The sequence below is a fragment of the Mesorhizobium sp. M0968 genome (assembly GCF_040319065.1).
GTDB lineage: Bacteria > Pseudomonadota > Alphaproteobacteria > Rhizobiales > Rhizobiaceae > Mesorhizobium.
The window spans coordinates 109,973-136,411 of sequence record NZ_JAMYNL010000007.1 but is presented as its reverse complement, the minus strand read 5'-3'; the positions used below and the strand labels follow the sequence as shown (position 1 = coordinate 136,411).

The 26,439-nt window shown below is 64.0% G+C and carries 32 protein-coding genes; 14 read left to right on the top strand and 18 right to left on the bottom strand.

Features of this window, described 5'->3' with window-relative positions; all coding sequences use genetic code 11:
- Positions 1-39 precede the first annotated feature (39 nt).
- Entirely contained in the window at positions 40-630 is a 591-nt protein-coding gene (locus tag NKH67_RS15120) for a DUF922 domain-containing Zn-dependent protease (RefSeq protein ID WP_352501240.1), read from the top strand.
- A gap of 36 nt (positions 631-666) precedes the next feature.
- Here NKH67_RS15120 and NKH67_RS15115 read toward each other — a convergent pair whose 3' ends face one another.
- On the bottom strand, positions 667-1,410 hold the full coding sequence (locus NKH67_RS15115; RefSeq protein WP_352501239.1) for an SDR family oxidoreductase: 744 nt from the start codon (positions 1,408-1,410) through the stop codon (positions 667-669).
- A 283-nt stretch (positions 1,411-1,693) separates the two neighbouring features.
- Here NKH67_RS15115 and NKH67_RS15110 point away from each other — a divergent pair, with 283 nt between their 5' ends.
- From NKH67_RS15110 to NKH67_RS15090, 5 genes are all read left to right on the top strand, one after another.
- The gene (locus NKH67_RS15110) at positions 1,694-1,945 is read left to right on the top strand and encodes an NAD(P)H-dependent oxidoreductase (protein WP_352501238.1); all 252 of its coding nucleotides are present in this window, start codon (positions 1,694-1,696) and stop codon (positions 1,943-1,945) included.
- Positions 1,849-2,307: an arsenate reductase (glutaredoxin) gene (arsC, locus tag NKH67_RS15105; protein WP_352501237.1), complete on the top strand. Its 459-nt coding sequence runs from the start codon at positions 1,849-1,851 to the stop codon at positions 2,305-2,307. Before NKH67_RS15110 ends, arsC begins: the two co-directional genes overlap by 97 nt.
- Positions 2,308-2,376: 69 nt before the next feature.
- Complete coding sequence (locus NKH67_RS15100; RefSeq protein WP_352501236.1) at positions 2,377-2,709, top strand: ArsR/SmtB family transcription factor; 333 nt, start codon at positions 2,377-2,379, stop codon at positions 2,707-2,709.
- Positions 2,710-2,760: 51 nt separating this feature from the next.
- Positions 2,761-4,137: an FAD-dependent oxidoreductase gene (locus NKH67_RS15095; RefSeq protein WP_352501235.1), complete on the top strand. Its 1,377-nt coding sequence runs from the start codon at positions 2,761-2,763 to the stop codon at positions 4,135-4,137.
- On the top strand, positions 4,134-5,357 hold the full coding sequence (locus NKH67_RS15090) for an MFS transporter (protein WP_352501234.1): 1,224 nt from the start codon (positions 4,134-4,136) through the stop codon (positions 5,355-5,357). The genes NKH67_RS15095 and NKH67_RS15090 overlap by 4 nt, the downstream gene beginning before the upstream one ends.
- 24 nt (positions 5,358-5,381) lie before the next feature.
- Here NKH67_RS15090 and NKH67_RS15085 read toward each other — a convergent pair whose 3' ends face one another.
- A complete protein-coding gene (locus tag NKH67_RS15085; RefSeq protein ID WP_031213090.1) occupies positions 5,382-5,606 on the bottom strand; it encodes a hypothetical protein in 225 nt (74 codons plus the stop codon).
- A 229-nt stretch (positions 5,607-5,835) separates the two neighbouring features.
- Complete coding sequence (locus tag NKH67_RS15080; RefSeq protein WP_023680367.1) at positions 5,836-6,201, bottom strand: VOC family protein; 366 nt, start codon at positions 6,199-6,201, stop codon at positions 5,836-5,838.
- On the opposite strand from NKH67_RS15080, the gene NKH67_RS15075 reads away from it, so the two are divergent.
- A complete protein-coding gene (locus NKH67_RS15075) occupies positions 6,196-6,657 on the top strand; it encodes a hypothetical protein (RefSeq protein ID WP_352501233.1) in 462 nt (153 codons plus the stop codon). The genes NKH67_RS15080 and NKH67_RS15075 overlap by 6 nt on opposite strands.
- A gap of 44 nt (positions 6,658-6,701) precedes the next feature.
- A complete protein-coding gene (locus NKH67_RS15070) occupies positions 6,702-7,577 on the top strand; it encodes a sigma-70 family RNA polymerase sigma factor (protein ID WP_352501232.1) in 876 nt (291 codons plus the stop codon).
- A gap of 188 nt (positions 7,578-7,765) precedes the next feature.
- On the opposite strand, the gene NKH67_RS15065 is transcribed toward NKH67_RS15070, so the two are convergent.
- The 5 genes from NKH67_RS15065 to NKH67_RS15045 all read right to left on the bottom strand — a co-directional run bounded on the left by NKH67_RS15065 (position 7,766) and on the right by NKH67_RS15045 (position 12,789).
- Positions 7,766-8,923: a sulfite oxidase gene (locus tag NKH67_RS15065; protein ID WP_352614367.1), complete on the bottom strand. Its 1,158-nt coding sequence runs from the start codon at positions 8,921-8,923 to the stop codon at positions 7,766-7,768.
- Between the two features lie 580 nt (positions 8,924-9,503).
- A complete protein-coding gene (locus NKH67_RS15060) occupies positions 9,504-10,148 on the bottom strand; it encodes a hypothetical protein (protein WP_352501230.1) in 645 nt (214 codons plus the stop codon).
- A gap of 167 nt (positions 10,149-10,315) precedes the next feature.
- Positions 10,316-11,557 (bottom strand): DNA polymerase IV, encoded by a 1,242-nt coding sequence (gene dinB / locus NKH67_RS15055; protein WP_353031234.1) that lies wholly within the window; start codon positions 11,555-11,557, stop codon positions 10,316-10,318.
- Positions 11,558-11,888: 331 nt separating this feature from the next.
- Positions 11,889-12,347, bottom strand: a complete 459-nt coding sequence (locus NKH67_RS15050) for a GNAT family N-acetyltransferase (protein WP_353031232.1) — start codon at positions 12,345-12,347, stop codon at positions 11,889-11,891.
- Positions 12,348-12,420: 73 nt separating this feature from the next.
- Complete coding sequence (locus NKH67_RS15045) at positions 12,421-12,789, bottom strand: hypothetical protein (protein ID WP_352472141.1); 369 nt, start codon at positions 12,787-12,789, stop codon at positions 12,421-12,423.
- A gap of 171 nt (positions 12,790-12,960) precedes the next feature.
- On the opposite strand from NKH67_RS15045, the gene NKH67_RS15040 reads away from it, so the two are divergent.
- A complete protein-coding gene (locus NKH67_RS15040; protein WP_352501226.1) occupies positions 12,961-13,266 on the top strand; it encodes a hypothetical protein in 306 nt (101 codons plus the stop codon).
- A gap of 226 nt (positions 13,267-13,492) precedes the next feature.
- On the opposite strand, the gene NKH67_RS15035 is transcribed toward NKH67_RS15040, so the two are convergent.
- Positions 13,493-14,188 carry an XRE family transcriptional regulator gene (locus tag NKH67_RS15035; RefSeq protein ID WP_352457320.1) on the bottom strand — a complete coding sequence of 232 codons (696 nt, stop codon included), beginning with the start codon at positions 14,186-14,188 and terminating at the stop codon, positions 13,493-13,495.
- 238 nt (positions 14,189-14,426) lie between these two features.
- On the opposite strand from NKH67_RS15035, the gene NKH67_RS15030 reads away from it, so the two are divergent.
- The 3 genes from NKH67_RS15030 (at position 14,427) to NKH67_RS15020 (ending at position 16,045) form a co-directional block, all read left to right on the top strand.
- Positions 14,427-14,669 (top strand): hypothetical protein, encoded by a 243-nt coding sequence (locus tag NKH67_RS15030; RefSeq protein ID WP_352501225.1) that lies wholly within the window; start codon positions 14,427-14,429, stop codon positions 14,667-14,669.
- Between the two features lie 69 nt (positions 14,670-14,738).
- Positions 14,739-15,374, top strand: coding sequence for a high mobility group family protein (locus tag NKH67_RS15025; RefSeq protein ID WP_352501224.1), 636 nt, complete (start codon positions 14,739-14,741; stop codon positions 15,372-15,374).
- Positions 15,375-15,439: 65 nt separating this feature from the next.
- Positions 15,440-16,045: a DUF6456 domain-containing protein gene (locus NKH67_RS15020; protein WP_352501223.1), complete on the top strand. Its 606-nt coding sequence runs from the start codon at positions 15,440-15,442 to the stop codon at positions 16,043-16,045.
- 44 nt (positions 16,046-16,089) lie between these two features.
- Here the strand turns inward: NKH67_RS15020 and NKH67_RS15015 are convergent, their stop codons facing one another.
- Both NKH67_RS15015 and NKH67_RS15010 read right to left on the bottom strand, forming a co-directional pair.
- Complete coding sequence (locus NKH67_RS15015) at positions 16,090-16,401, bottom strand: hypothetical protein (RefSeq protein WP_352467934.1); 312 nt, start codon at positions 16,399-16,401, stop codon at positions 16,090-16,092.
- A gap of 223 nt (positions 16,402-16,624) precedes the next feature.
- Complete coding sequence (locus NKH67_RS15010; RefSeq protein ID WP_352501222.1) at positions 16,625-16,942, bottom strand: hypothetical protein; 318 nt, start codon at positions 16,940-16,942, stop codon at positions 16,625-16,627.
- A 220-nt stretch (positions 16,943-17,162) separates the two neighbouring features.
- On the opposite strand from NKH67_RS15010, the gene NKH67_RS15005 reads away from it, so the two are divergent.
- Positions 17,163-17,441, top strand: a complete 279-nt coding sequence (locus NKH67_RS15005; RefSeq protein WP_352457314.1) for a hypothetical protein — start codon at positions 17,163-17,165, stop codon at positions 17,439-17,441.
- 227 nt (positions 17,442-17,668) lie between these two features.
- On the opposite strand, the gene NKH67_RS15000 is transcribed toward NKH67_RS15005, so the two are convergent.
- The 3 genes from NKH67_RS15000 to NKH67_RS14990 form a co-directional block, all read right to left on the bottom strand.
- Positions 17,669-19,639, bottom strand: a complete 1,971-nt coding sequence (locus NKH67_RS15000; RefSeq protein WP_352501221.1) for an acyltransferase family protein — start codon at positions 19,637-19,639, stop codon at positions 17,669-17,671.
- Positions 19,640-19,831: 192 nt separating this feature from the next.
- On the bottom strand, positions 19,832-20,053 hold the full coding sequence (locus tag NKH67_RS14995; RefSeq protein WP_023675660.1) for an alkylphosphonate utilization protein: 222 nt from the start codon (positions 20,051-20,053) through the stop codon (positions 19,832-19,834).
- A gap of 316 nt (positions 20,054-20,369) precedes the next feature.
- Positions 20,370-20,657 carry a hypothetical protein gene (locus NKH67_RS14990; protein WP_352501220.1) on the bottom strand — a complete coding sequence of 96 codons (288 nt, stop codon included), beginning with the start codon at positions 20,655-20,657 and terminating at the stop codon, positions 20,370-20,372.
- Between the two features lie 260 nt (positions 20,658-20,917).
- Between NKH67_RS14990 and NKH67_RS14985 the strand changes: the two genes are divergently transcribed.
- Positions 20,918-22,915, top strand: a complete 1,998-nt coding sequence (locus NKH67_RS14985) for an AI-2E family transporter (protein ID WP_352925844.1) — start codon at positions 20,918-20,920, stop codon at positions 22,913-22,915.
- Between the two features lie 124 nt (positions 22,916-23,039).
- Here the strand turns inward: NKH67_RS14985 and NKH67_RS14980 are convergent, their stop codons facing one another.
- From NKH67_RS14980 to NKH67_RS14965, 4 genes are read right to left on the bottom strand one after another with little or no spacing between them, the layout of a single operon-like run.
- Positions 23,040-23,975: a phosphatidate cytidylyltransferase gene (locus NKH67_RS14980; protein ID WP_352501431.1), complete on the bottom strand. Its 936-nt coding sequence runs from the start codon at positions 23,973-23,975 to the stop codon at positions 23,040-23,042.
- Between the two features lie 22 nt (positions 23,976-23,997).
- Positions 23,998-24,660 (bottom strand): lysophospholipid acyltransferase family protein, encoded by a 663-nt coding sequence (locus NKH67_RS14975; protein WP_031211476.1) that lies wholly within the window; start codon positions 24,658-24,660, stop codon positions 23,998-24,000.
- 8 nt (positions 24,661-24,668) lie between these two features.
- Complete coding sequence (locus NKH67_RS14970) at positions 24,669-25,097, bottom strand: hypothetical protein (protein ID WP_352501219.1); 429 nt, start codon at positions 25,095-25,097, stop codon at positions 24,669-24,671.
- Positions 25,094-26,437, bottom strand: a complete 1,344-nt coding sequence (locus tag NKH67_RS14965; protein WP_352501218.1) for a phosphatase PAP2/dual specificity phosphatase family protein — start codon at positions 26,435-26,437, stop codon at positions 25,094-25,096. The genes NKH67_RS14970 and NKH67_RS14965 overlap by 4 nt, the downstream gene beginning before the upstream one ends.
- Between the last annotated feature and the right edge of the window lie 2 nt (positions 26,438-26,439).

Sequence of the window (26,439 nt, the reverse complement as noted above, 5' to 3'; positions counted from 1 at the left end):
ATATCGTTTGCGTCGTGCGCAGCGGCTGCGAGGACTTGCATGAAAACAGCCATTCGCCTTTGCCTGCTGCTCGCCTTCCTGCCGACATCGCCGGCGCATGCCGGCTGGCAGGCGGTCGAGAAGGTCGAGACCTATGCCATCTCAGGGCAATCCGGCCCGGAGCTCTATGCCTCGATCGGCGGGCGCGGGCCGCTGCTCGGCGAGCGCCGCGTCATCGCGCATACCAATTTCAAGCTGACCTGGGTAAGGGACTACCAGCCGCAAGGCGACGCCTGCGTGCTGGTGTCGGCGCAGCCGAAGCTGATCATCACCTACACCTTGCCGAAGCCGGCTGCGGGGCTGCCGGGCGCAATCCAGAAGAACTGGGAGGTTTTCGCAGCCGGCCTTGCCGCCCACGAGAAGGTGCACGGCGCCAGCATCGTCGACATGGTGCACAAGATCGAGGCGGCCACCATTGGCCTGACCGTCGCCGATGACCGTGGCTGCAGCAAGATCAGGATCGAAGTGACGAGACGGCTCGCCGGAATCTCGCAGGCACAACGGCAGGCGAGCCGCGATTTCGACCGGGTCGAATTCGGCCCGGGCGGCAAGCTGCGGCAGCTTGTGTTCACGCTGATGACCGGCGGATGACGCTGCGGGGGCGGCGCAGGGTACCACCTTGCGGCCTCACGCCTGCGCGGTCGGATAGAGCGTCAGGATGTTGACGTTGACCCTTGGCGGCTGGCTCACCGCATAAAGGATGGCGGCGGCGATGTCCTCGCTTTCCAGCTGCTCCATGTCGCCCAGCCTCTGCTCGACCGCCTGGCGCACATCGGCGCGCATATTCTGGGTGAACTCGGTCTTGACGGCGCCAGGCTCGATGCAGGTGACGCGGATGCCGTCCTTGCCGATCTCGCGGCGCAGCGATTCCGCCATCGCGCTCACCGCGTGCTTGGTGCCGGAATAAACCACCGAAGGGTGGATATAACGGCCGGTGCCGGACGAGACCACGACGATGTGGCCGGCGCCTTGCCGCTGCATCGACGGCAGTGCCGCATGGATCGGATAAAGCAGGCCCAGGATGTTGACGTCGACCATCCGGCGGTATTCTTCCGGCGTCGTGTTGCGGAACGGCGCGGCGACGCCGACCCCGGCAACCGCAAGCAGCATGTCGAGCCGGCCGTACTCCTGCTGGACCCGCTCGACCATCGCCGTGGCTTGCGTTTCGTCGGTGACGTCGACGGCAATCGGCAGTGCCGCGCTGCCGGTCTCACGGATCCGCTTCGCCAGATCGTCCAGCCGCTCGGCGCGCCGCGCGGCAATCGCCAGCGTGGCGCCCTCGGCCGCCAGCGCCAGGGCGGTGGCCTCGCCGATGCCGGAAGAGGCGCCAGTCACCAAGGCGATCTTGCCGCTCAGTTTTCCTGTCTGCATCTTTTTCTCCTGACGCTTTGGACCGGCCGTGAAGCTAGGGCGCGGACATTCTGGAACAATGCTGATCGAAAAACCGAATGCACCGTTAGGGTTTTGGCCCCAGCAAGCCCACGTCTGCGCACGAACGGGCCTTGACGCGACCGGAGGTGTTGCGTCTTGATACGGGGGCTGCGGGGCTTCGCATGAAAACAGCTGATCGACTACGTCTGCGGGTGGCTTGTTTGCATGCGACGCTTGCATGCACCCCCGCGATCCTCTCGCGACCGACAGGTCTGAGCGCCAGATGAAGGTCCTCGTCGTCCATTGCCATCCCTGCGCCGACAGCTTCAGCGGCGCGGTGCGCGACACGGTGCTGGAGACGCTTGCCGAAAGCGGTCACCAGGTCCACCTGCTCGACCTCTATGCGACCGGCTTCGATCCGGTCATGCGCACGCAGGAATGGCGCGGTTACCACGACAAGGCGGCGAACCTGCAACGACCATCACCATCTATCACAACCCCGATTGCGGCACCTCGCGCAACACGCTGGCCATGATCAGGCAGTCCGGCGAGGAGCCTGAGGTGGTCGAATATCTAAAAAATCCGCCGTCGCGCGAAAAGCTCGTCGAGCTGATCGCAGCGATGGGCATGACGCCGCGCCAATTGCTGCGCGAAAAGGGCACGCCCTATGCCGAACTTGGCCTGGGCGAGCCGAAGTGGAGCGACGACGAGATCCTCGATTTCATGCTGGCGCATCCGATCCTGATCAACCGGCCGATCGTGGTGACGCCGCTCGGCACCATGCTCGCCCGACCATCCGAAGCGGTGCTCGATATCCTGCCCAATCCGGATATCGGCCCGTTCACCAAGGAGGACGGCGAGATGGTCATCGACGCCAGCGGCAAGCGCGTCGGCTAGATATCGTCTTATTTCGATCTTTGTCGAAATTCTCTTGACGTGCAGCGATTCTGGAAATAGTTTATTTCCATGAAACTCGAAAAAGCAGCCTCGCAACTTGAAGCCCTCGGCAGCCCGACGCGGTTGCAGCTCTATCGGACGCTGGTGCGGGCGGGCGATGAGGGGCTTCCGGTCGGGCGCATCCAGGACAGGCTCGGCATCGCCGCCTCGACGCTGTCGCATCACCTCAAGCGGCTGGTCGACACCGGCCTGGTGACACAGGAGCGCCAGGCGACGACGCTAATCTGCCGGGCTAACTATCCCGCCATGAACGGGCTCATCGGATACCTCGCGGACGAATGCTGCGCCGACGCCACCTGTGCGCCGGCATCGACGGAAGCGGCCGCCAAAACGGCGGCATGAATTTTTTTGGCAGTATAATTCGAAATTACCGGAAGGATGGAAGAGATGGAGATGATCGAAAAACTCCCCGTTGCAGTGATTGGCGCCGGGCCAGTCGGCCTGGCGGCAGCGGTCCACCTCATCGCGCAAGGCATTCCTGTCAAAGTCTACGAAGCCGGCAATGCGGTTGCATCCAATCTCAGGGATTGGGGCCATGTCCGTGTGTTCACGCCTTGGCGCTATTGCGTCGATCAGGCGGCCAGAAACCTGCTCGAGGCGCATGGCTGGCGGATGCCTGAGCCCGAGGCATTCCCAACCGCGGACGACCTCGTCGCGGATTATCTCGAGCCGCTTGCAAAGCTTCCGCAATTGTCGCCGTCGATCGAAACCGGCGCCCGGGTCGTCGGCATTTCGCGCTGGGGCGCCGACAAGGTGCTGAGCAAGGGACGCGAGAACCGGCCGTTCATGCTGGCGGTCGAGACTGCCGATGGTACAAGACGCGACAGCGCACGTGCCGTCATCGATGCTTCGGGAACCTGGCAGATGCCGAACCCGCTCGGCGCCGGCGGAATTCATGCCGAAGGCGAAGCCGAGTTTGCCGACCGCATCGCCTACGGCATACCCGATATTCTCGGCCGCGACCGCAGCCTTTATGCCGGCAATACGACGCTGGTCGCCGGCTCCGGCCATTCGGCCGCCAATGCGGTGCTGGATCTCGCCAGCCTGGCAAATGTGGAGGCCGGCACCGCTTTCATCTGGACAACGCGCGGCACCGACCTGGTGCGCATCTACGGTGGCGGTGATGCCGACCAATTGCCGGCACGCGGCGAACTCGGCGCCGAAGTGCGCGAACTCGCCGAGAGCGGCGGCGTCAGGCTGGTGACGGGCTTTGCGGCTGTTTCGATCCGCGATGCCAACGGCCGGCTGGTCGTCGAAGGCCAGACCAGGGACGGTTTGCAGGCGCTTGGCCCGGTCGACCGCATCATCGCCGCGACCGGGCAACGCCCGGATCTGTCGCTGACCCGTGAGCTTCGGCTCGAGCTCGATCCATGGCTGGAAAGCGTCAAGGCACTGGGACCGTTGATCGATCCCAACGAGCACTCCTGCGGCGACGTGCCGCCGCACGGCCACCGTGAGCTCAGCCATCCAGAGCAAGGGTTCTACACAGTCGGCATCAAGAGCTATGGCCGCGCACCGACCTTCCTGCTGCTGACCGGGTATGAGCAGGTCCGCTCGGTCGCGGCGGCGATCGCCGGAGACATGGTGGCGGCCGACAATGTCCAGCTCGTGCTGCCCGAGACCGGCGTCTGCACCGTGCCGCGGATCGGCGTGGCCGACAAGGGGTGCTGCGGCGGTCCGGCGCCGGCAGTGGTGGATGCGTGCTGTGTCGCCGACGCCAAGGCGAAGGCGGTCGGCAAAGGCGGCTGTGGCTGCAGCGTCGCGGCATGAGTTTTTCGCCGCCTTCGCCGGCCATCCTGCGCAGCCGCGGCGCGATCATCACCGCGCTTGGCCTGACGCAGATCATGGCGTGGGGTTCTTCCTACTATCTTCCCGCGGTCATCGCACCGGCAGTCTCCTCCGATACCGGCTGGCCGCTGGCATGGGTTGTCGGCGGCCTGTCTCTCGGCTTGCTTGTGGCCGGATTGATCTCTCCGCGCGTCGGGTCGTCGATCGAGCGGCATGGCGGCCGCAATATCCTGGCGTTCAGCGCCGGATGCATCGGGCTCGGCCAGATCGGGCTGGCTCTTGCCCCTAATCTTGCGGCCTATATCGCGGCCTGGCTGATCGTCGGTCTGGGCATGGGGGCGGGGCTTTACGATGCCGCTTTCGCAACGCTTGGCCGCCACTACGGCCACGGCGCGCGCTCCGCCATCACTATGCTGACGCTGTTCGGCGGCCTTGCCAGCACCATCTGCTGGCCGATCTCAGCCTTGCTGCTGGGGGAGGTCGGCTGGCGCGGCACCTGCCTGGTTTACGCCGCCTTTCAGCTGGCAATTGCGCTGCCGCTCTATCTCGTGATCCTGCCCCGGGAGCCGCCGCAACCGGCAGTCAAACCGGGAGTGAAGAAGGCGGCACCCATTCTCGACAACCAAGCCGATCCGTCGATCATGATCGTTCTGGCCGCGACCCTGACACTCGCAGCGGTGATCTCGTCGACACTATCGGTGCATCTGCTCACAATCCTGCAAGGCAGCGGCATGGCGCTTGCCGTAGCCGTAGGGCTCGGCGTGCTGGTTGGTCCATCACAGGTGGCGGCGCGCGCGATCGAGATGATGATCGCGCGCTACCACCATCCGATTTTCACCAAGTTTGCCTCGGTTACGTTTGTGGCGATCGGCGTTTCGACGCTCTGGGCCGGCATGCCAATCATCCCGCTGGCGCTGGGCTTCTACGGCGCAGGGATCGGCCTGGAATCCATCGCGCGGGGGACGTTGCCGCTCGCGCTGTTCGGCTCTAACGGCTACGCGAGACTGATGGGCCGCCTCGCCATGCCGAGCCTGATGGCCCAGGCGGCGGCACCCTCGGCCGGAGCATTGCTGCTGGAGCGCTTCGGCCCGCACGGGACGTTGGCCGCGCTTTCTGGTCTAGCGCTGGCCAACGTCATCCTCGCATGCGGCTTGGGCTGGCGGATGCTCCGCCGGCGGCAATCGCAGGTTCAAACCCGATAGGATTTCGACCTGCGTTCAGCGCCTTCAACTGGAGAGCGGGAGATCTTCCAAGGGATCGACAAGGAAAGACGCGGCGATCAGATCGTCCGCATCGAGGCGCAGTGAGCCTTTGGCGCCGCCCATAATGGCGGCAACCTTTTGAAACGTCTTGATCTCATGCTCGGTAATCTGGGCACTTTGCATTCTGGATTTGAGGTCAGCGACGCGCAGCCCCAAACTGTGGGACATTCCGATTTTACGGTTCGACATGGTAAGATGCTCCTCCCCGGCCCATGTTGTTTTGCCACCCGCCCTTATTCGTATTTCCTCCGCCTGCCTAAATATGAGGCATCGCGATACAGCGCCCGAACGCCCGATGCAAGGGAAGGTTCCGGCGCGCAGAGGTCACGAAATAATAATACGAAGGAAGTACGGCCGATGGTCCGGCCGGAGGTAGGACTTAGGTACGACGCCCCGCCGGACAGAGGGCTCCGGTGCCTTATCGGCTGGCGAGGACCATGCGGTTGCCTTCGCTGTCGCGAAACTCCGCCACTGTGCGCCCCGGCTGCCACGGCGCCTCATGCGCTTCGGTGATGATCTCGACGCCGCCCGCTTTCATGGCCGCGATCATTGCCCCGACATTTTCGTCGACCAGCACCAATACAGGCTCCGCTCCGGGAGCGTCGTCGGCGCGCCTGACAAAATGCAGGTTCGTCACGGCATGCGGAAATGCCAGCTCGATCCAGCGCCAGCCGCCATCACCCATCTTCTGGTCGGCCATGACCTGGCAGGCGAGATGCCTGGTGTAGAACGCCTTGGCGCGGTCCTGCTCGAACACCGGAAGCTCGGCAAACTGGATATGCATGATCGTCTCTCCTGCTTGATGGCTGCCGCGCAGCCGCCCACGCGGGAAAGACGATGCGGGCAACCGAAAAGATTCTTCGGCAAGGAGAATCTTTTCAGCGCAGCCGGTCGTCCTTCGTTCATACCAACCAGTCAGGAGACGATGATGAACTACGCGCTCATTCGATACGGTGTGAACCAAGCCGACCTGGAAGATAACCGCGTGCTGGTCGAAAAAGTATTTGAAGCGCTGGGCGAGGCGGCACCGCCGGCGGTGCGTTATCTCGTGCTCGAACTGGACGACGGCTCGTTCGTCCACATCGTCTGCCAGGACGGCGATTCGTCGGCGCTGACCGGGCTTGCCGCCTTCAAGGCATTTGCGGAAAACCACGCCCAGCGCCGTTCGACCCCGGCAATGCGATCGCCTGTTAAAGTCATCGGCAACTATCGTATGCTGGCGGATCAGAAAGCCGGGTAGCGCCCGCCATGCCGCTCGCGCAGAAATGGGAAGCTACGCCGAAAATGAACAGGGCGACTTTGGAGGCGATGCTCGTCGGGTTGCGGCCAAGGCTGCATCGATACTGCGCACGCATGGCCGGCTCGGTGATCGACGGCGAGGACATCGTCCAGGAGGTGCTGATCAAGGCGCTGCAGGCGATCGACGGCGGTGCGATCGTCGAACGTCCCGAGCAATGGCTGTTTCGCATCGCCCACAATGCCGCGCAGGATCATCTGCGGCGGCGCAATCGGGAAAGGTCGCGCATGACCGAGGCCGACATGAGCGTCATCGAGGATCCCTCCGGCAGCGCCGACAGCCGGCTCGCCGCCCAGACCAGCCTGCGCTCCTTCATGCAGCTTTCGGTGCCGCAGCGCAGCGCTGTGATCCTGGTCGACGTGCTCGGCCTCAGCCTGCACGAGACCTGCGAGGTGACCGGCACGACGCTTGCCGCCACCAAGGCCGCGCTGCATCGCGGGCGGGCGCAGCTCAAGCTGCTGGCGCTGCAGCCCGAACAGGCGCTGGCGCCGAGGCTCGACGCCGATGACGAGCGCCGGCTGCGGCGCTATGTCGACCTGTTCAACGCGCGCGACTTCGACGCTGTGCGGGCACTGATCGCCGAGGACGTGCGGCTCGACGTCGTCAACCGCGTCCGCCTGCGCGGCAGGGCCGAGGTTTCGACCTATTTCGGCAATTACGACCGTATCAGCGACTGGACATTGTCGCTCGCCGTGGTCGACGGCCGGCCGGCGATCCTCATCCGCGACCCGCAGGCGGCCGACGGCGCTGTGCGCGGCTTCATGCTGGTCGAATGGAGGGACGATCAGGTCATCCAGATCCGCGATTTCCGCTATGCGCCCTGGTGCCTGGTCGACGCGGAGATCAGGGCCGTGGAGGGGTGAGGAGAGCGCTGGAAATGGTGCGAAATGGCGATCAGGCAGCCTCCTGCTGTTTGACCCAAACGCAATTGCCACATGGCAGCAAGTTCTTGGAGCGGTTCCGGTTCTCCTGGAACCGGTAACTCGCTCTAACTATCTGTTTTGGCGCATTTATGCGGACGCCAAATGACTCCATTTGGCTGCAAAATGCTCTAGCCGATACGCACGCGGCGCGTCACCTGGCCATTGCTTTCCCAGTATGTGTGTTTCTTGGCTATCAAGGGATCGTCCATCGCCGGTTGAATTTGTCCTGTGGTGCTGACCGCGCGCGAGGTCACCGTGTGTTCTCCAGGAGAGGGATTTGCCCAAGCCAGGGACCAGATTTTCCAGGCGTGTTCGGCCTCCTCACTGTGGTCAATGGTCGCTGGTGTCCAAGGCCCTTGATCGATTTGCACTTCGACCCGGTCGATCGGCGCCCCCCAGGCTGCCCCAACGATGCGGTAATCTGAATCTTTCCGGGTAACCTTCGCAGGCGCGGACTTTATCAGCGCTCGCCCGACTGACGTCTCGGCCCATACGGTCTCGCCGTTGTGGTCCTCCTCCCGGATGGTGACATAGTCACGGGCCATCAGAAGGCTCATGAACCGCGTATCGCGAACTTCGATGCGCTTTAGCCACTTGACGTTGGCGATCCCGTACCAGCCTGGCGCAATGAGCCGTACCGGGAAGCCATTGGGCGCCGGCAAGGCGGCCCCGTTCATTTCATAGCAGAGGAGATTGTCGGGGTTCATCGCGTCGGCGAGCGACATGCTGCGAGCGAAGTTCTGCTGCATCTTGACGTCGCGTATCGGGATCTCGCCTGTGTCGGTACCGAAAAAGACGACCTCGATGCCCTTCTCCAGAACGCCGGCTTCCTCGAGGATCGGGGCGAGCGGCGTCCCTGCCCAGCGAGCATTGCCGATGCCGCCGGTGAAAAAGGGAAACCCGTGGTTGCCCGAGCATTCCACTGTGAAAACGACCTCCTGCCGCGGTCGCGCCCTGATGTCGGCGAGCGTTAACTCGAGGGGCTTCTTGACCAGGCCTCCGATCTCCATCGACCATGCCTTCTCGTCGATCGTCGGTCGGTTGAAATGCGAGATGCTGAAGAACTTGTCGTTTGGCGTTATCCAGCTATCCAAATCCTCCCAGACAAGCTGCTTCTGGATACCCGCCGGATCGGGATTTTCGGTCGGCTGATCCAGCCATCGAATAACTTCCTCGTTCGGCCGTGTTGGAAAAGCGTAAGCCCGGCGCGAGGTATAGAGAGCAGCAATTGCGGCAAGAGCCGCGCTTCCTTGAACAAGAAGTTCTCTGCGCTGAAAATCAGGCATGTTGTTTACCTCCCAGTTGATCCGGAACGGGCTGCAACGTGCCTTAGGCCGTAGCCTGATCACGGATAGGCGACACAATGTGAGGTCTGCCCACCCGGAAGTATCCGGGTAGGTCAGATAATCACCGACGCAAGTCAAGCATGTGAAGCGTTGCACGAAACGCTAGCTCGCGTTTCGCATGCTAAGAGTGCGCCTTTGAGAAGGAACTGTCCACAACTTGGACGGGACATGATGATGATTGCAGCATTCCATGCCGATTTCCGATCCTGCCAAAATCGTTGCTGCTCGGATCGCTGCCGAACGCCCGCTTCTGGGTCATTTCCGGACCTTCGCGGGTTCTCGTCGAACCGGTGTTTCCTGCAGGCCAGTGGGTTGGCCGGGCGGCCGGCACCGCCCTGATCGCCTGGGGCAGCGCAACGCTTTTGGTCTGACGACCAGGGCCGCCTCGAATGTCGCATTTGCAGGAGGAGGCGGGCCCGGGCGGCACATCAGAACCGAGGTGGCCAGCAAGCAGGCCGCCTGGCTCGGGCGCGGCAGAATCAATCACACGTGAACCATTCGCCAACCGAGCGGGGACACCCTAATTGGTGGTGACTTGCGTCACCGCCACGCCGGTTATCCTGCCGTTCCCGGCTGTGTAGGTGAGCGTCTGCGTGACCGTGGCGTCCTTCTGGTCGGGAGACGAAGCAGGATAAGAGGCGGCGAAGCCGAAATGGCCGTAACGATCGGGCTTGGCGGCGCCAAATTTCGCGGCCACGTCGCTCAGCGGCGCTCCGACGCCGGGCGTATCGAGTTCAATTGCTGTCAGGCTGGCAGGCGCGCCGGCGCATCCTTCCGGCACCTTGCCTTCCGGGTTCGGCTGCAGGGCGACGGACAGGACACCGTAGTCGGAGCCGCCCATCTCGCCGGAGACGAACCAGAAGATCGACGGCGATCCGCCGGCGTCGGGGCCGGCATAGCAAAGCCAGTGGCGTGAATCTCCGGCGTCACCTTCATCGTGCATCGCTCCGCCGAAGGCTTTTTCGACATCGGCAAGCGTGGTTTCCTCAAGCTTTATCTCCAGCGGCCCGGCCTTGACCTGCTTGAATAGCGGGCTGGCCAGCGGCGAGTTGATATCGCCCAGGGATGGAATCGCCCGGTCCGGGTTGAGCGGCTTGGCCAGCGTCGTTGCATTGGTCACCAGTCCGGCAACGATGAGTGCGAAATATCCGGCGTTCTGTCCCATGCCGATCTCCTGTCGTTCGAAGTGAGGGCGGAAGGATTTGCGAGCGGGTGCTACCCTGTCTGGTTAATACCCAAACGGGTGCACGACGAACTGGTCCAAGATAAATTCACAACGGCGCAGCCTTCAACGTCATTCCGGCGACTTGGCAACCAAAGTGTAATCGAGGCTCACAGTTCCTTTTCGGCCAGCTCGCGAAACGCGTCGGGAACCGACCGCTGTAGCCCGAGCGCGACCGAGGCGTAGCCCACCGCCTCCCAGCCGAAGCGGTCGCGGATCTTGTCGACGGCGCGGTCCGCGGTCCAGCGCGCCGCGCCCTTGCTGGTGCCGGGGCGGCGGCGGTCGTCGTCGAGCCCGAGCGGCAGTTCCAGTTGCAGGCCGGCATGCTGCTCCAGATGCGAGACGGCGATCGCCAGCAGCGAGATTGTCTTTTCGTGCGGATGGTCGATGAGCACCTTGCGCACCAGCGCCTCGGCGATCTCGGCCAGCATGGCGGTTGCCGATATCGGCTGGTCGAGCGTGATCGAGCGCGTCACCGAGCGCAAATCGGCAAAGCGGACGCGAACCGTCACTGTACGGCCGGGCCGGGATTTCGCCCGCAATCTTGTGGCGACCCTGTCGGCCAGATGCAGCAAAGCCGGCACGAAGACCTGCTCCTCGGCCGGCTTTCGGCCAAGCGCCGACTGCGCACCCGCCGAGCGCGCCCGGCGCTGCGTCTCAAGCTTGCGCGGATCGCGGTTCCACGCCAGCGCGTTGAGTTTCTCTCCCGCCGCCGGCCCGAGCAGGCGCTCAAGCGCCCCACCATTGGTCTTCGCCAGCTCGCCGATGGTGTTGACGCCGATGCCGGCCAGCCGCTGCCTGGTGACCGGGCCGACGCCCCACATCAGCTCGACCGGCAGGTGGTGCAGGAACTCCAGCTCGTGGCGCGGATCGACCACCACCAGCCCGTCCGGTTTTGCGACCTGTGAGGCGATCTTGGCCAGATGCTTGGTGCGGGCTACGCCGACCGAGATCGGCAGGCCGAGCTCGGCCCGCACGCGGCGGCGGATCTTGCCGGCGATCTCGGCCGGCGAGCCGAACAAATGGGTGCAGCCGGCGACGTCGGCAAACGCCTCGTCGATCGAAATGCGCTCGACCACCGGCGTGAAATCGCCGAGCACCTTGATTGCCGCATCGCCCAGCCGCTGATAGTCCTTGAAATGGCCGCCGACGAAGATGAGTTGCGGGCAGAGTTCCCGCGCCCGCCGTCCCGGCATACCGCCGCGCACGCCGAACGCCTTGGCTTCATAGGATGCGGCAAGCACTACCCCGCCGCCGACGGCAATCGGCTTGCCGCGCAAGGCCGGGTCGAGCAACTGTTCGACCGAGGCATAGAAGGCATCCAGATCCGCGTGGAGGATGTTGGCTTCCATCCGGCCCGTTCGCCCGCGGCGGTTCGAACGCCGCATTGTCTCGAGTTGTGGTGAGAACATAAAGAGAACATTGTGGGTGGATTGTCAAGCAGCGCGGACGACAGGTGAAGGGGCAATCGCTTCAGGTTGGCGCTGCCCCTCATCGCCCTGCCGGGCACTTCTCCCCGTATAGTGACGGGGAGAAGGACGCTTTCGTCGATGGTTTCGCCAATCACTAACGTTGCAGGAAAGTGCCGAGGTTGCGGACAGCCCCTTCTCCCTGTCGCTATACGGGGAGAAGGTGCCGGCAGGCGGATGAGGGGCAGCGCCGACTTCGGCAATCAGCCGAGCGCTACAGCGCCAGCTTGTAGCCGAGATGACTGGCGGTGAAGCCGAGGCGCTCGTAAAAAGCGTGCGCCTCCCGTCGACCTTTGTCCGTGGTGAGCTGGACGAAGCTGCAATTGCGCGAACGGCATGTTTCAATCGCCCATTCGATCATCAGCTTGCCGACGCCGCGCGAGCGCCATTGCCGGGCGACGCGAACGCCTTCGATCTGGCCGCGCCAGGCGCCTTTTCTCGAAATGCCTGGAAGGAAGCTGAGCTGCAGCGTTCCGACCACTTGCCCGGCGTTGACCGCGACGGCCAGCAACTGGTTGGGATCGGAATCGATTGCGCTGAAGGCATCGAGATAGGATGGCGCAAGCGGCGTGGACGGGTCTTCCCGGTCTGCGCCGAGCACATCGTCGGCAAGCATTGCAACGATCGCCGGCAGGTCGGGCGCCTGCGCGCGACGGAATTCGATCTCGCTCATCGCGCGGAGACATACGGCGCGGTGTCGGCGATCGCAATATCCGTTTTGACTTGCAAGGGAGGCCCGCGCGCCTTCAGGTGGCCTCGAGCGCCCAGAGGCGGTGACCGTAGCGGCGGAAGAAGCGGGCGAAGAGGCGCTGCTGCCTGGCGCGGGTGAGGTCGGCGGCGCGCCTTTCCTGTCGCCAGTGCGGCATGTTGCGGAACATCGACAGGAAGCGGGCGGCATCCTCGAGTGCCTCCTCGGCTGACTGCGCCGGGCGGATCGCCGCCAGGAACAGAGCGCGGCTCGGCTTCATCCGGTCGATCGCCGCCTTGCGCTGGCGATGACCCTGGCGTGCCTTGCGGATGCCGTCCTGGCGGATGGCCGCGAAAGCGGCAAGCATGGCCGGGCTGTCGCCGCTATAGCCGCAAGCATGGGCGAACTGGGCTGGGTCCATCGTCATTCCCTTGCTGCCGGCCGGCCGCGGTTCTGTTGCTCGCGCCGATTCCAGTCCTCGCCACGTATAAGCATAACTCAAATAATTGAACAAGTGAAACTTTCACGTTGATGTAAGCGGAACCGACTCGACTCCGCTCCAAAATCCGATAATGTTGCGAACAAAGCAGGAACAACGATGGGGATAACCATGGCATTGGCAGGCAAGGAAGCGACGATCGCCGATGTTGTCTCGATTGCCGTCGAATGCATCGACTGCGGCCGCAACAGGTGGTGGAAGCCGGCCGAGCTCAAGCGGCATGGGGTGATGCCGGAGACACCGCTGGCCGCACTTTCGGGGCGCCTGATCTGCAAGGCCTGCCGGGCCGACGGCCTGCCGGGCGCCGCCGTCTCGATCCAGGCCGCCTTCATCGACGACCGGCAGCGGACCCGCGCCGAGGCGCGCCTGCTCAACGGTCGAGAGCTGCAGTCGAGGCGGGCTTGAGGGGGCGGGCGTGCTGCTCTTCCCTTCTCCCCTTGTGGGAGAAGGTGGCCGAGCGAAGCTCGGTCGGATGAGGGGTGTTGGACGGATCGCTACCTTGATGGCGTAAGTGCTTAAAAATCGCTTCTACATTTCCTCCGCCGCGTTCCTTCCAACACCCCTCATCCGGCTCGGCGCTGCGCGCCGATCCACCTTCTCCCCAAGGGGAGAAGGGCGCGCCGGCGCCTCCTCAATACCCCAGCAGTTCCTTGAGCGGGATGACGCGGAAGACGTTCTTGATGGCGTAGCGGTTGAAGGACAGCGTCTTGGGCGGGTTGTACTGTTCGACGATCAGCTCGGCGGCGGTGCGCTTGACCAGCTTCTTGATGAAGGCCTTGCCGTTTTGCTCGTTCTCCTCGGGCAGGGTCTCGATCACCACATGGTCGCCGGGCAACGCTTCGCGGCCGCCGCAATAGATCATCTCGCCGGGCTCGTAGCGCGGCACCATCGAATCGCTCAGCACGTGCAGCGCAAACACATTGCGCAGATGCCGGATCCCCGGCGGCCGCTGGACATAGCCGGCCGGCTGGCCGTTGAAGGTGAAGTCGCCATCGTCGCCGCCGACGGCGGTGCCGAGAAGCTGGATGTCCATCGGCCCGGCGGGCAGGGGGCCGGGATCGGTGACGATCTCGGCATCGGCGACCGGTCCGGCATCTTCGAGGAAAACGACCTCGCCCTTGCCGAGCGCCACCGGGTCGACGCGCAGGAAAGCGGCGGTCTTCAAAAGGTTCTCGGTCTTGGGCAGGTTGCGCCCGGTCTCCCAATTGCCGACGGCAGCAACGTCGGTGTCGTTGTGCTCGGCAATGTGCCGCATCACCAGGCCGCGCTGCTTGCGCGCCCGGCGGATCGCCGCTCCGACCTTGATCGACAGTGCAGTTTTCGCCATGGCTCCATCTGAGGCATAAGATTCGGTTTAGTCTATGCAAGAATCGCTTGCATTACGATTTGAGTTATGCTTTTATGTAGGCATGCACAAGTCGCTTCGCCAGCTTTCGGTCCTTGAATCCGCCGTTCAGCGCGCCGGCAGCGCTCGCCTGGAGGCGGTAGCGCAACCGATCGCCGGGGCCATGCATGTGCCAACCCTTTCCCCTTCGTCGCGGCTGTCCTCCTCCCCGGCCGGGACGATGCCCGAGGCTCGCGCCTCGGATCCGGCAGCGCAAGCGGCCGGAACGGCCGGAGCCGTTCCCCTCACGACACCGGCCACGAATTGCCTGCCGGCCGGCAATGCGGAAGCCGCGGTTTCCTGCATCCGCACCGAAGACGGCACGGTCATCGCCTTCGACGAGCGGACGGGCAAGGCAGTGTCCGGCGCAACAAGGCAGGCGGCCGAGATGAAGCGCGATCGCAGCAGACCACGCGAAGGCTGACCGGCTTTCGAGCCTGAGACCGGCGAAGCCGGCGCCGCACACAACCATTTTTGCAGGGAATGAAACATCATGGCCGCCCGCTATTCCGCCTCGGAACTGGAACAAATCGAGAACTGGCTGACGAGCGGACTGTCGGCCGCGAAGATCGCCACCCGGTTGACCGCGCTGCGCGGCCGCCCGGCCTCGCGTGCAGCCATCATCGGCATCGTCCACCGCACCGCCCGTTTGCGCACCATCGGCCTTGCCAGATCCAAGGGCTGGTGTGGCGGACGCTCTGGCGGCCGGCTCGGAAATTCGGCGCCTGAGCCATCAAGCACTGCTGATCAAGCGGAGTCGGCTCCGAAGGCCGAGCCACGCTGCCGCCCGGCAAGGCTGTCGGCCAGGCTGGCGCCGCCGGCCTGGCAGCCGGGTCCGGCTCGGATCACCGGGACCGATGGCGCACCGCTCGAAATGCCGGCGCCGCGCCCGATCGCCGCCGGCGGCCGCCAGCCGCATTTCGCCGCCATGCGCTTCATCGATTGCCTGTTCGAGCGCTGCCGCGCGCCGCTCGACACGACGCCGCAGGAGGATGGGGAAAACGACGCCCCCGGCAGCCGGCCAGGTTTGGACATGCTGTGCTGCGGAATGCGCACGAACCCATCGAAAAGCTACTGCGCCTATCACGCGGCGCGCTTCCTGCGCACGCTGCCGGCCGAAGCGATTTGAGCCCGCTGCAATGAGACTGGAAGTTCGCCAGAGCCCGACGACCAAAACCCAGGAGGACCGAGCCGATGAGCACCAAAACCGCCCAAAAGGTCAAAGCCAGGCCACCGAGATTGCCGAAAGGCGAGGCCGAGCAGGTGCGCATCCGCAAGGAGATCGGCCATGATTTCGCACTGAAGGACGACCGGTTCGGCCGCAAGCGGCTGGCGAAGGGGACGCAGGAAGGAGCGCGCCTCTATGAGGTCGCCAATGACGGCCACACAGCGACCGGCGGCATCGTGCGGGTGCGCAACGTCGACCCGCTGAGCGGCCTCACCTCGCTGTCGCGCCAGCAGCGCGAGGCGGGCATGCGCTACCGCCAGGATTTCCGCAACTCGTCCGAGGCAACCGCCAAGCCGATGGCCTGGGCCGAGCGCGTCGACGGCGGCCGCACCGGCAGCGGCGTCGCCGAACACATCCTGTCCGCCGGCCGCGACCATGCCGAGGCCACCAGGGCGCTTGCCCACTGGGAGATCGCCGGCATCGTGCAAAAGGTCTGCTGTGCCGACGCAACGGTCAAGAGCCTGGCCGAACAGGCCGGCGAGCCGCGCGACGTGGTGGTGAAACTACTCAAGATCGGGCTCGACATATTGGCCGTGCATTACGGCATGATGCTGATGCGCAAGCCGAGGTGAGAAGCCCCGCCGATCCGGCCGGCACTACCGGCCGGATCGATCCGTCAACGACGGCAGACACGGATTCTTTCGATGATCCGGTGGTGATGACGCCAGTGCCTGATGACTTCGGTGTGGCAGCGCCGGTGGTACCGGTACCGGTAGCGCGGCGCGTAGTCCTCGTTATAGACATCATAGCGGTAACGGGGAACGTACTCATCGTCGTAATCGGAATACCGATGGTGGCGATAGTAATAGTCGTCGTCGTCATAGCCGTTGCCGATGCCGATTGTGACGCTGCCGCCGGCATTCGCCGGGCCGATCACGGAAGCCGCCGATGCGATGGCGATCACCGAGGCAAGCAGGAGCTTCTTCATAGCTACCTCCTTCTTTAACGTCCCTCTAATAGAAAAACCCCCGAGGGGCAGCCTCGTTCCATAGATTGGCAAGATGTAACGAACGGACGAGCCCGAAGTTTAGCGCCTGCTGGCGCGAAAACGCCGCTGGCTGCGCCGGGGTCGGATCGTCGACGCAGCGTGGCCGCTCCTCTCATCAAACAGCGGCAATCGCGCGTCAGTCCCGTTTTTTGCCGACGTCTGCCTACAGAACATGGCCCAATTCAAGCAAAACGAACGCGGTCGCACCCAGCACAGCGAGGGCGTAGGCCGCATAAAGAACAAGCAGCATTACCTCAAAGTCCCGGACGAAGCTTGCGGCAATCCTGGTCTCCTTAGGCTCCGTTTTCTCGATGCGGTCGGTTTCCAGCTCCTCCGTTGCCACGACGAGGCAAACAATTCTGTCGTTGTCGGCCGCCTGTAATATCCGTTCCGTCAAATCGACTGCAATCACTGGATCATCGGCCAACTGATCCCGCGATAGCCGGCTTTCAGTGACGGTCTGGATTTCACGCTTTCTCACGCACGCATAATTGCGTCGACTAAATTAGGTTCCACTAAAATAGATAGATTGCCTCGACCCGATCACGACGTGGTGAGGCGTGAGCCCAGCTGGGCGGGGAACTCCGCCTGAGGCCCCCATTTGCCGACCGTCGAGGCGAATCTCGATCGGCGCATCCTCCGATCAAACGGCGCGGGCTTCTTTATAGGCTGCTACGGTGCGCCATTGCTGGTAGGTCGCAATGCCAAAGCAGCCAAACTCTCATATCGCGAACGCAGCGCCGACGTCTTCGGTGCCGACCGGTTATGACGAAGATCGCATGCTTACTTATATCCGGCTGCTCGACGCGTCGGCTGAAGGGACTGATTGGCGTGAGGTCGCCCGCATCGTTCTGCACATTGATCCGGAGCAGGAGCCGGACAGGGCTTTCCGGGCGTGGGCGACACATCTGGCGCGTGCACGATGGATGACCAGGAAGCGGAACGAGCTTCGCCAATTGCATGATGAGTGGTGGGGATGAGCACCATCTAAGCGGAACTGCCGTCAGGTCTGGCCGTTGAGGGAGGAGGCCAATATGGAAAAGCGCCCAATGACTTCTTGGCCAGCCAATACTTTCGAGCTGTGCTGCCTTCTTGCAGTTCCGCTGTCGCTTATCCTTACCGTTTTACTGGCTGGTCTCATCCTTAGCTGACCCCGCATGGTTCCTTGCCGAGGGGCTGGGTCGTGATCCGATAAGATCCGGAACCGTTACTTTACAGCCGCCGCCATCACATCCGAAAACAGCGCCCGCTCCACCGCCGGTTCCAGCGTTTCGGCGAAGGGCGTCGCCAGGTGGTGGCGGTCGCGGAAGGCTAGTTTGCCGTCGATGAAGACGTGGCAGGTGGTCTGGTCGCAAAAGCGGTCGGTCATGTCGATGTAAGCAGCGTTCGGTGTCGAGCGCACGATATCGCGCTCGATGGTGGCGATGTCGTCGTTTGCCGCCATGATCCTCGGCGTGTCGCATGTCGCGGGCGTCTGGCCCCGCCACAGCGCCCGCGCCACGCACTTGTCGGCGTAGCTTGCATTGTAGGGAACGTCCCTGATGACCGCGACCTTGATGCCGGCCTGGCTGAAGGCCTGAAGCGTCCAGGTGAGGCCCGTCCGCCACTGCGCTTGCCAATCGGCGTGCCTCAACTCCTCGGGCGATTCCTTCATCACATTGCCGATCGAGAACTCCGAGATCACCACCAGTTGGGGGTGGAGCGCGATGATGTCCTTGACCGACTGCTCGCGCCATTGGTCGCATTCGGTGTAGTCGCGCTTCAGCCGCCAGTTCCAGGTCGTCACCCGCGAAGCCCGGCAGGAGGATTTGAGAAAGGTGACGACGCGAAAATTGTTCTTCTCGGCCGCCTTGATCAGCGGCGTCGACCAATGGTCGGCATGCGAGTCGCCGAACAGCACGACCGAGCGCTGGGCATCCTTGCGGCCGAACATGCAGGGTTTTGGCTTGACGGTCTCGAAATCGAGCACGCAGCCGCCATTGCTCGCGCGCACAGTGGAGAGCTGCGCGGCGCTGTCGGCGATGACGTGCTGTTCGGGGCTGAGATTGTGCTCGGCAAAGCGCGCATTGCCATAGGCCGCGACCACGCCGGCGCCGGTCAGCGCGACGGCGGGCACCAGCGCCCGCGCTGCTCCGGCCATCAGCCAGCCGTTGCGGCGGATCGGGTTCTCGATGAAATGATAGGTGAACATCGACAGAAACAGCGTCAGCGCCGCGCAGGCAAGGCGGTCCAGGATGGACAGGCTGGGAACCACCATCGCCGCATAGACGATGACCGGCCAGTGCCAGAGATAAAGCGAATAGGACAGCCGGCCCAACCATTGCATGGGCGGCAGCGCCAGCAGGGCGCTCGGCAGATTGCGGCCGCCGCTGCCGCTGAGCAGCAGCAGCACGGTGCCGACAACAGGCGCCAGCGCATTCACCCCGGGAAATGGCGAGTCTTCGTCCAGCATCAGATAGGCCCAGGCGATCAGCGCCAGACCGAGGCATGCCTGGAGCGTGGCCAGCAGCGGCCGGTCGCGCCAGATCTTTGCCGGCGCCATGGTCGCGAGGCCGCCGGCGGCGAATTCCCAGGCCCTGAGCGGCGAGAAATAGAAGGCCCAGGGCTGCGACACTTCCGTCAGCCAGGCGCAGGCGGCGAAGGAGGCCGCGCCGGCGACGCCGATGACGATTATAGCGGCGCGCTTGCCGGGACGCAGCCAGGCGGCGGCAAGAAGCAGCGCCGGCCATGCCAAATAGAACTGTTCCTCGACCGAGAGCGACCAGAAGTGGATGAACGGGTTGTTGGTGGCGTCGGCGGCGAAATAGTCGAACGACCAGCGGATCAGCCAAAGGTTGATCATGTAGGCGGAGGCGAACATGGCGCCCTTCGAATAAAGCGCCTGTTCCTCGGGCGACAGGATGAAGTAACCCGCGAACAGCGTGGCGAGGATGACGAACAGTGCCGCCGGCAACAGGCGCCGGGCGCGCCGGGCGTAGAAGCGCCAGAGGTTCAGCCGCCCGGTCTCGGTAATTTCCGTAACCAGGTGGCGGGTGATCAGATAGCCGGAGATGACGAAGAAGATGTCGACGCCGGCAAAGCCGCCGGGCAGGCCGGACAGACCAAAATGGAAGGCTATGACACCCGCCACCGCCAGCGCGCGCAGCCCTTCGATGTCAGGCCGAAATGATGCCGACACAATCACCTCATGCAAGGAATGCCCACCTCGCAGAGGCTCGACCCGATGCGACGATATTGCAATGCAACAAATCTAACGCAGTGCAACATAGGGGGAGGGCGCGGCTCCTCCAGTTCCTCGCGTGGGCGGTTCACTCACACGAGCGATTCGAGAGCCACTGATATGGAAGCGAAGCGAAGGGTGCCGAGGCGATCACGCCTTTTTCAAAAACTCGGTCTTCAGCACCAGGCCCTTCACCTGCCTGGTGCTGCATTCGATCTCGCCGGGATTGCCGGTGAGGCGAATATTCTTCACCAACGTGCCGCGCTTGATCGTCTCCGACGTGCCTTTGACCTTGAGATCCTTGATCAGGGTCACGGAATCGCCCTCGTGCAGCGCCGTGCCATTGCTGTCTCTTATGATCGCGTCGGTCATGGCAGGTCTTTCGTGGGACTCCGGTGGGAGGTGGTCGGGCCAGTCCCCGGCCTATCCCACGCTCGGCGACAAGGTCAAGCGTCAAGCGGGGTCAAGCGTCAAGCGGGCCGTCCGCCAATACTATGCGGGAACGGCCGACCGGAAAACCCAGGTTGCAAGCAGACGGTGCCCCTGGACCATAATGTCATTGCCGCTCCGGCCGGCGTCGCGATTTCAAATGGCTAGGCACCCGCCGGTATGAGTGCGGACTGGAAGGTCGCGAAAGGGCCGCCCGCCCTTTCGCTTGGCCCCATTTCGCTTGGCAAGAAGCCGACGGTTACTTGTTGAGCTGCTTGGCCATCTTGCAGAAGTCGGCATGCATCTTGGCAATGCCTGCGTCGCTGCATTCCTTCAACATCATGGCCCGGTCGCTCGTGGACATGGCCATCCATGCCGCCTTGAATTCGGCTTCCGACTTCATGGTCTTCATGCCGGCGTCGGTGAAGAAGGGCGTCATTTTCTGCGGATCGTCGAGCGCCGAAGTGCCAGTGGCACCGGCGGCAAGCGCTGCGCCGGTCATCATCGAAAGGGCCATCGCGCCCATGCAAAGCGTCTTGAAGTTCATGATCATTCCTCCTGAGCTGCTGCTTTGAGGTTGTCCATCAGCGATCTACGAAGGAACGGTGTTTTGACCCAAAAGTTCCACGTTCTGGCGCAGACATGGAACAGGATTGCCCGTGACGTCATTAATGCAAAAAATTCTACCATGACTGAATTTGCCGCGCTGCCGACCAGGGCAATCGGCGTCCAGCTGGGTGAGACGCTGCGAAGTTGCAGGCCGGCTCAATATGCCCGATCATGGCGACGGCGGAGCGGAGGTATCAAGTGGCGGCAAATCGTCGAAACGACGCGCACCTGTCGGAGCCCCGGCGGGCGGGCATCGTTTCCGCGGCCAGGGCGCTTCCGCGCACATCGTTGCCCAGCGTAGCGTCGGTCGTGACGGCCGTCGCGGCGCTCTATTTCGGGCGCGAGGTCTTTCTGCCGATCGCAATCGCGCTGCTGCTTACCTTTGCGCTCGTGCCCATGGTGTCGGCACTCAAGCGAGCCGGCATCCCGCGTCTTCCGGCCGTGATCGCCAGTGTGCTCGGCGCATTCACCGTGCTGGCGCTGTTCTCCTTCATCGTCGCCACGCAGGTCAGTGAACTGGCGCAGAACATTCCGCTCTACCAGGCGAATATCCTGACCAAGGTCCGGTCGCTCAAGGAAACCGGCGTCGGCGGCGGCATCGTTTCCAGATTGAGCCGGGTGATCGAACGCGTCGGCCAGGAACTCGACAGACCCGAGCCCGTGCAACCCGCCGCCGATCAGCCTCCGCGGGAACCGATCCCGGTCGAAATCGTCGCGCGCGAACGACCGCTCGAGGTTCTCCAGAATCTGATCGGCCCGCTCCTGAGCCCGCTGGCATCGGCCGGACTGATCGTCGTGGTCGTCATATTCATGCTGCTCGAGCGGGAGGACCTGCGCGATCGCTTCATACGCCTCGTCGGCTATGGCGATCTGCATCGAACCACCGAGGCGCTGCAGGATGCCGGCAAGCGCGTCGGCCGCTATCTGCTCATGCAACTGGTCGTGAACATCGTCTATGCCGTCCCGATTGCAATTGGACTTTGGCTGCTGGGCATACCCAATCCATTGCTGTGGGGTTTGCTGGCGCTGGCGCTGCGCTTCGTTCCCTATATCGGCCCGGTCATCGCGACGCTGTTGCCTCTGTTCCTGGCGCTTGCCGTGGCGCCCGGCTGGTCGCTCGTGCTCTGGACCGCAGGGCTTTTCGTCGTGGTCGAACTGATCACCGGCAACGTGATCGAACCCTGGCTCTACGGCTCGCGCACCGGGCTGTCGCCATTGGCCATCATCGTTGCGGCGATATTCTGGACCTGGCTCTGGGGGCCATTGGGCCTGGTTCTGTCGACTCCGCTCACGGTCTGCCTCGTCGTGCTTGGCCGCCATGTGCCGCAGTTCGAATTCCTCGACGTTCTGTTCGGCAACGAACCCGTGCTCGAACCGCACGCCCGGCTTTACCAGCGGCTGTTGGCCGGCGATCCCGAGGAAGCGACGGACCATGCCGAGGAGATGCTGGACGAAGAATATCTGGTCGAGTTCTACGACAAGGTCGCGATTCCCGCACTTCTGCTCGGCGAGCAGGACCGGGTGCGTGGTGTGCTGAGCGACGAGCAAAGACAGCAGGTCGCGGGCAGCGCGCTGACGATGGTGGCGAACCTCGACGACAGCGCGCAGGAGGAGGCGGAAGCGGACGACACGGCCGCGGCCGAGGACAACGGCTCACGCGAGGACAGGCACGTTCAGGGGGAGGTTCAGGGCGAGGAGTACACCGAACTGCCGGATGGCACGGGCATGTCGGTGCTGTGCGGCGGCGGGCGCGGCGAACTCGACGACGCGGCGGCCGCCATGCTGGCCCAGGTGCTCGAAGTCCAGGGCGCTACGGTGTTGAGAGCGAGCTTCGCCGAGATGGAACCGGGGAGCATTCGCCGCCTTGAGCTCGACGCCGTCGATAGTGTCGTCATCGGATTTTTGAACCGGGATTCCGTCAAGCACGGGCGGTTCCTGGTCCGTCGGCTGAAACGCACCAAACCAAGGTTGCGAGTGGGCATCGTGTTGTGGTCGGAAGCCGACAGCGACAACCAGGAGGCAGATGCCAGATTGGCCAACGAGATCAACGCCGATTTCGTCGCACGTGGCATGGTAGGCGCGGTGCTCGGTGCGTTGTCCAGCGCTCCGCCGGTGGCGCTGAAGACCACCGCCAAACGCCGCATGCGTCGCCTGACGCCGGCGCGCAAGAAAGAGCCGCTCGCCGCGGCAAAATGAGCGCGGCGAAGACCGCGGCAGGTCGGGTTATTACCGCTTTCGCGAAAGTGGTAACAACGAAACGGATCAGGCTATCTTCGCAAGATCGCGCTGAACCATCCGCCACGGCAAACGGCGCCAACCATCATATAGTCCAGAAATAGCGCACGGTATGGAAGAAGACCGGGGCGGCGAAGACCAGGCTGTCGGCACGGTCCATCATGCCGCCATGGCCTTCGATCAGATGGCCCCAGTCCTTGACGCCCTGATCGCGCTTGATGGCGGAGGCGACCAGCCCGCCAAGGAAGCCCATCAGGCAGGCGATGAAGGCGACGCCGGCTGCCTGCAGCGGCGAGAACGGCGTCAGGAACGACAGCAGCGCGCCGAGCAGGCTCGATGCCGCCAGCCCGCCGACCAGCCCCTCCCAGGTCTTCGACGGCGAGACCGTCGGCGCCAGGAGATGCCGGCCGAACAGCTTGCCGAAAATATATTGCAGCACGTCGCTGCCTTGCACGGTGATGATCAGGAAAGCGATCAGCAACAGGTTGCGGCCTTCGAAGCCTGGCACCTCGAGCGTCAGCAGCGCCGGCACGTGGCTGACGCAGTAGACCGAAATCATGACCGCCCATTGCTGCGCCGAGACGCGCTCGAGAAAGCGTTCGGTGTCGCCGTGCAGCGCGGTGATCGCCGGCATCAGCAGGAAGCAGTAGACCGGGATGAAGATGGTGAACAGGCCATACCAGGCGGTCCACACCAGCCAGTACTGGAACGGGATGACGATGCCGAACATGCCGAGCAGCACCCAGTGGTCGCTGCGGCGGCTGTGCGTCAGCGTCACGAATTCGCGCAGGGCGGCGAACGAAATCAGCGCGAACAGGATGGTCATGCCGGGGCGGCCGAAGAAGAAGGCGACGGTGATCGCCACCACCATCACCCACCAGGCATTGATGCGCTGGGTGAGGTTGACCAGCGTCGGCGACAACGGCTTTGGCGCGCGCCATGACAAGACGCCGGCGGCGACGCTGGCACTGATCAGCACGGCCAGCAGGCCGACAATCAGAATGAGGGTTTCGTGCATCATCGGCAGCATTTTGCCTTGGTCCTCAATCGTCTCGCTGCGGCCGGGGGTTGAGCGCCAGCAGCGTTTCGCGGGCGCGGTCGAGAAAGGCGCGGCGTTCTTCACCCGGTTGAATGGCGATCGGCGCGCCGAAGACGACGCGGCAAAGCAGCGGCACCGGCACGAATTGGCCCTTGGGCAGCACCCGCGACATGTTCTCGATCCAGCACGGGATGAGCTCGACATCGGGCCGCGCCATCGACAGATTGTAGAGGCCGGAGCGGAACGGCAGCAGCGGTTCGTCGGTCATGTTACGCGTGCCTTCGGGAAACAGGATCAGCGAATGGCCCTGGTCGAGCACCGACAGCATGATCGAGATCGGGTGCTGCGTTTCATCCGTCCACTGCCGGTGGATCAGCACGGAAGACAGCATGTCCTCGGCAATGAAACGGCGCAGCCGCGTCTTGCTCCAATAATCGGCGGCCGCCACCGCATGGGTACGGGCGCGCTCCTTCTCGCTGAGGCAGGCCGACAGCAGGATGAAATCGCCGTGGCTGGCATGGTTGGCGAAGTAGATACGCTGCCGGTCCGACGGCTGGCTGCCGTTCCAGATCGGCCGCACGCCGGTGACCACCCAGGCCAGTGCCGACAGGCCGACCGAGGTCACCGTCTGCAGCAGGGTATAGGTGCTGACGCGAAGCTTTGTCATGGACGGGCTCAAAAGAATGCCGCGACGACCGAGGCCGCCGCGAACAGGCTGAAGGCGATACGCTGCTTGGCGAGCAGACGGCGCGTGCCGGCCATCCGCTGGTCGAGCGAGCGGCCACCGGCCGCCGTGGGTTTCAGCCGCATGCGCGCCAGCACGTCGTCGATCGCCGCAGCGCCGCCTGCTTCGCTGGCGTGGCTGGCCATCAGCCGGAACAGCAGCGCGTCGAACAAAAGCAGGGCCGAGAGAATGATTGTGGCTATGGCACCCGCGGCGGCGATCAGCCAGGCCGCCGCGGACAGCGACGATGTTTGCGGCGCAGTCGCCAGGCCGATGACCGGCGCCGCCAGCAAGGCAGCAGCAATCAACAGCAGCGGCCACGCCACCTGCACCATCAGTCCGGCGGCGAACGTCTCGGCCTTATCTCGAAAGGCGGTCATGTCGCCGCGTCCATGCCAAGATGCACAGGTCGGCCCGCGGCGGCGAGCTGGCCTCGCGCCTGATCCGGCGTGGCGGCCCGGCCGCTGGCGACCAGCCATTCGGCGACGACGGCGGCGCTGCGCTGGAAGCCGAGCGCACAGCAGACCAGCACCGTGCCCTGGCCCCGCGCCGTCTCGATCGCCGCCACCGCTTGCGCACGCGCCTCGCGAGACGGCGGCAAAAGGTCGACCATGGCCAGGCTCAACCAGCGGATCGAGGCGCCACGCGGCCGTTCCAATTCGCCGGCAAGGTCGATCACCGTGCCAAAGGCGTCGGCCTCGGCGGCGGTCGGAAAACGGCCAAGGGAAACACCGTCGGCGATGACGATCTGCGCCGGGAGCTTTCGCGTCCATGCCCACACATTGACCTTGGCGGCAACCCGGTAGGGCCACAGCAGAAGACGGCTGGCCAGCGACACGCGGCCATCGGCTGTTTTCTGGAACACCTTGGCGCCGGCGCCGGCATAGGCGAAAGCGACTATGGCCAGCGCCAGTGCCGGCCACAACAGGATGAGCCATAGCGCCGAGACCAATGCGCCGGCAGCAGCGCCGGCCAGCGCAAAGGCTGCGCCAAGCGCATAGAACAGCGCCAGGAGCCGCGCTTTCGGGTCCGCGGTCAGGCGGAAGCCGGCGAAAGGCAAGGCGCCGTCGCGCGGAAACAGCCACAGCGCGAAAAGACCGAGCAGCGCGCCGGTCGGTATGTCGATGAAATGGTGCTGCCACGTCGTCAGCACCGAGGCGCCGATCAGGAAACACCAGGTATGCCAGGCGACGCCGGCGATGCCGGTCAATCTGTGACGCCAATGGTCCCAGATGATGACCAGCAGCGCGATATGCAGCGACGGCGCCTGGTTGAAGGGTTTGTCGAAGCCGCCGAGCACGGCGAACATGAAGCCGGGCAGGCCGCTCGTCTGCGGGCGCACGAACGTGGCAGTCAGCGGGAACAGGATGAAGCAGGCGACGGCGACGATCTGTGCCGTCAGATAGCGGCCGGCAAGGCGGTCGACGCCGCTCTTCGAATTGTTCAACAGCAACGACAAGCCGTAGAACAGGTTGATCGACCAGTAGGGCACGATCGTCCAGGCAAGGAACGGGATGCCATGCTCCCAGCCAAAGACGATGCTGCCGACGTCGTCGCGCCGCGACGCCAGCCAGTTGGCGAAGCCGTAGGTGGCGTAGAAGAACGGCGCCACAAATGCCAGCCACAATGCGGCGCGCAGGACGATCCCGGGATACGGCTCGCGCGGCAAGGCCGGAAGGGCAGGGGCATCGCGAGGTGAGGCACAGGCAGGCAGATCCATGC

Coding starts and splice junctions, on each gene's coding strand:
- NKH67_RS15120 (WP_352501240.1), top strand. CDS start 40: ATGAAAACAGCCATTCGCCTTTGCCTGCTGCTCGCCTTCCTGCCGACA.
- NKH67_RS15115 (WP_352501239.1), bottom strand. CDS start 1,410: ATGCAGACAGGAAAACTGAGCGGCAAGATCGCCTTGGTGACTGGCGCC.
- NKH67_RS15110 (WP_352501238.1), top strand. CDS start 1,694: ATGAAGGTCCTCGTCGTCCATTGCCATCCCTGCGCCGACAGCTTCAGC.
- arsC (WP_352501237.1), top strand. CDS start 1,849: ATGGCGCGGTTACCACGACAAGGCGGCGAACCTGCAACGACCATCACC.
- NKH67_RS15100 (WP_352501236.1), top strand. CDS start 2,377: ATGAAACTCGAAAAAGCAGCCTCGCAACTTGAAGCCCTCGGCAGCCCG.
- NKH67_RS15095 (WP_352501235.1), top strand. CDS start 2,761: ATGATCGAAAAACTCCCCGTTGCAGTGATTGGCGCCGGGCCAGTCGGC.
- NKH67_RS15090 (WP_352501234.1), top strand. CDS start 4,134: ATGAGTTTTTCGCCGCCTTCGCCGGCCATCCTGCGCAGCCGCGGCGCG.
- NKH67_RS15085 (WP_031213090.1), bottom strand. CDS start 5,606: ATGTCGAACCGTAAAATCGGAATGTCCCACAGTTTGGGGCTGCGCGTC.
- NKH67_RS15075 (WP_352501233.1), top strand. CDS start 6,196: ATGCATGATCGTCTCTCCTGCTTGATGGCTGCCGCGCAGCCGCCCACG.
- NKH67_RS15080 (WP_023680367.1), bottom strand. CDS start 6,201: ATGCATATCCAGTTTGCCGAGCTTCCGGTGTTCGAGCAGGACCGCGCC.
- NKH67_RS15070 (WP_352501232.1), top strand. CDS start 6,702: ATGAACAGGGCGACTTTGGAGGCGATGCTCGTCGGGTTGCGGCCAAGG.
- NKH67_RS15065 (WP_352614367.1), bottom strand. CDS start 8,923: ATGCCTGATTTTCAGCGCAGAGAACTTCTTGTTCAAGGAAGCGCGGCT.
- NKH67_RS15060 (WP_352501230.1), bottom strand. CDS start 10,148: ATGGGACAGAACGCCGGATATTTCGCACTCATCGTTGCCGGACTGGTG.
- dinB (WP_353031234.1), bottom strand. CDS start 11,557: ATGGAAGCCAACATCCTCCACGCGGATCTGGATGCCTTCTATGCCTCG.
- NKH67_RS15050 (WP_353031232.1), bottom strand. CDS start 12,347: ATGAGCGAGATCGAATTCCGTCGCGCGCAGGCGCCCGACCTGCCGGCG.
- NKH67_RS15045 (WP_352472141.1), bottom strand. CDS start 12,789: ATGACGATGGACCCAGCCCAGTTCGCCCATGCTTGCGGCTATAGCGGC.
- NKH67_RS15040 (WP_352501226.1), top strand. CDS start 12,961: ATGGGGATAACCATGGCATTGGCAGGCAAGGAAGCGACGATCGCCGAT.
- NKH67_RS15035 (WP_352457320.1), bottom strand. CDS start 14,188: ATGGCGAAAACTGCACTGTCGATCAAGGTCGGAGCGGCGATCCGCCGG.
- NKH67_RS15030 (WP_352501225.1), top strand. CDS start 14,427: ATGCCCGAGGCTCGCGCCTCGGATCCGGCAGCGCAAGCGGCCGGAACG.
- NKH67_RS15025 (WP_352501224.1), top strand. CDS start 14,739: ATGGCCGCCCGCTATTCCGCCTCGGAACTGGAACAAATCGAGAACTGG.
- NKH67_RS15020 (WP_352501223.1), top strand. CDS start 15,440: ATGAGCACCAAAACCGCCCAAAAGGTCAAAGCCAGGCCACCGAGATTG.
- NKH67_RS15015 (WP_352467934.1), bottom strand. CDS start 16,401: ATGAAGAAGCTCCTGCTTGCCTCGGTGATCGCCATCGCATCGGCGGCT.
- NKH67_RS15005 (WP_352457314.1), top strand. CDS start 17,163: ATGCCAAAGCAGCCAAACTCTCATATCGCGAACGCAGCGCCGACGTCT.
- NKH67_RS14995 (WP_023675660.1), bottom strand. CDS start 20,053: ATGACCGACGCGATCATAAGAGACAGCAATGGCACGGCGCTGCACGAG.
- NKH67_RS14990 (WP_352501220.1), bottom strand. CDS start 20,657: ATGAACTTCAAGACGCTTTGCATGGGCGCGATGGCCCTTTCGATGATG.
- NKH67_RS14980 (WP_352501431.1), bottom strand. CDS start 23,975: ATGATGCACGAAACCCTCATTCTGATTGTCGGCCTGCTGGCCGTGCTG.
- NKH67_RS14975 (WP_031211476.1), bottom strand. CDS start 24,660: ATGACAAAGCTTCGCGTCAGCACCTATACCCTGCTGCAGACGGTGACC.
- NKH67_RS14970 (WP_352501219.1), bottom strand. CDS start 25,097: ATGACCGCCTTTCGAGATAAGGCCGAGACGTTCGCCGCCGGACTGATG.
- NKH67_RS14965 (WP_352501218.1), bottom strand. CDS start 26,437: ATGGATCTGCCTGCCTGTGCCTCACCTCGCGATGCCCCTGCCCTTCCG.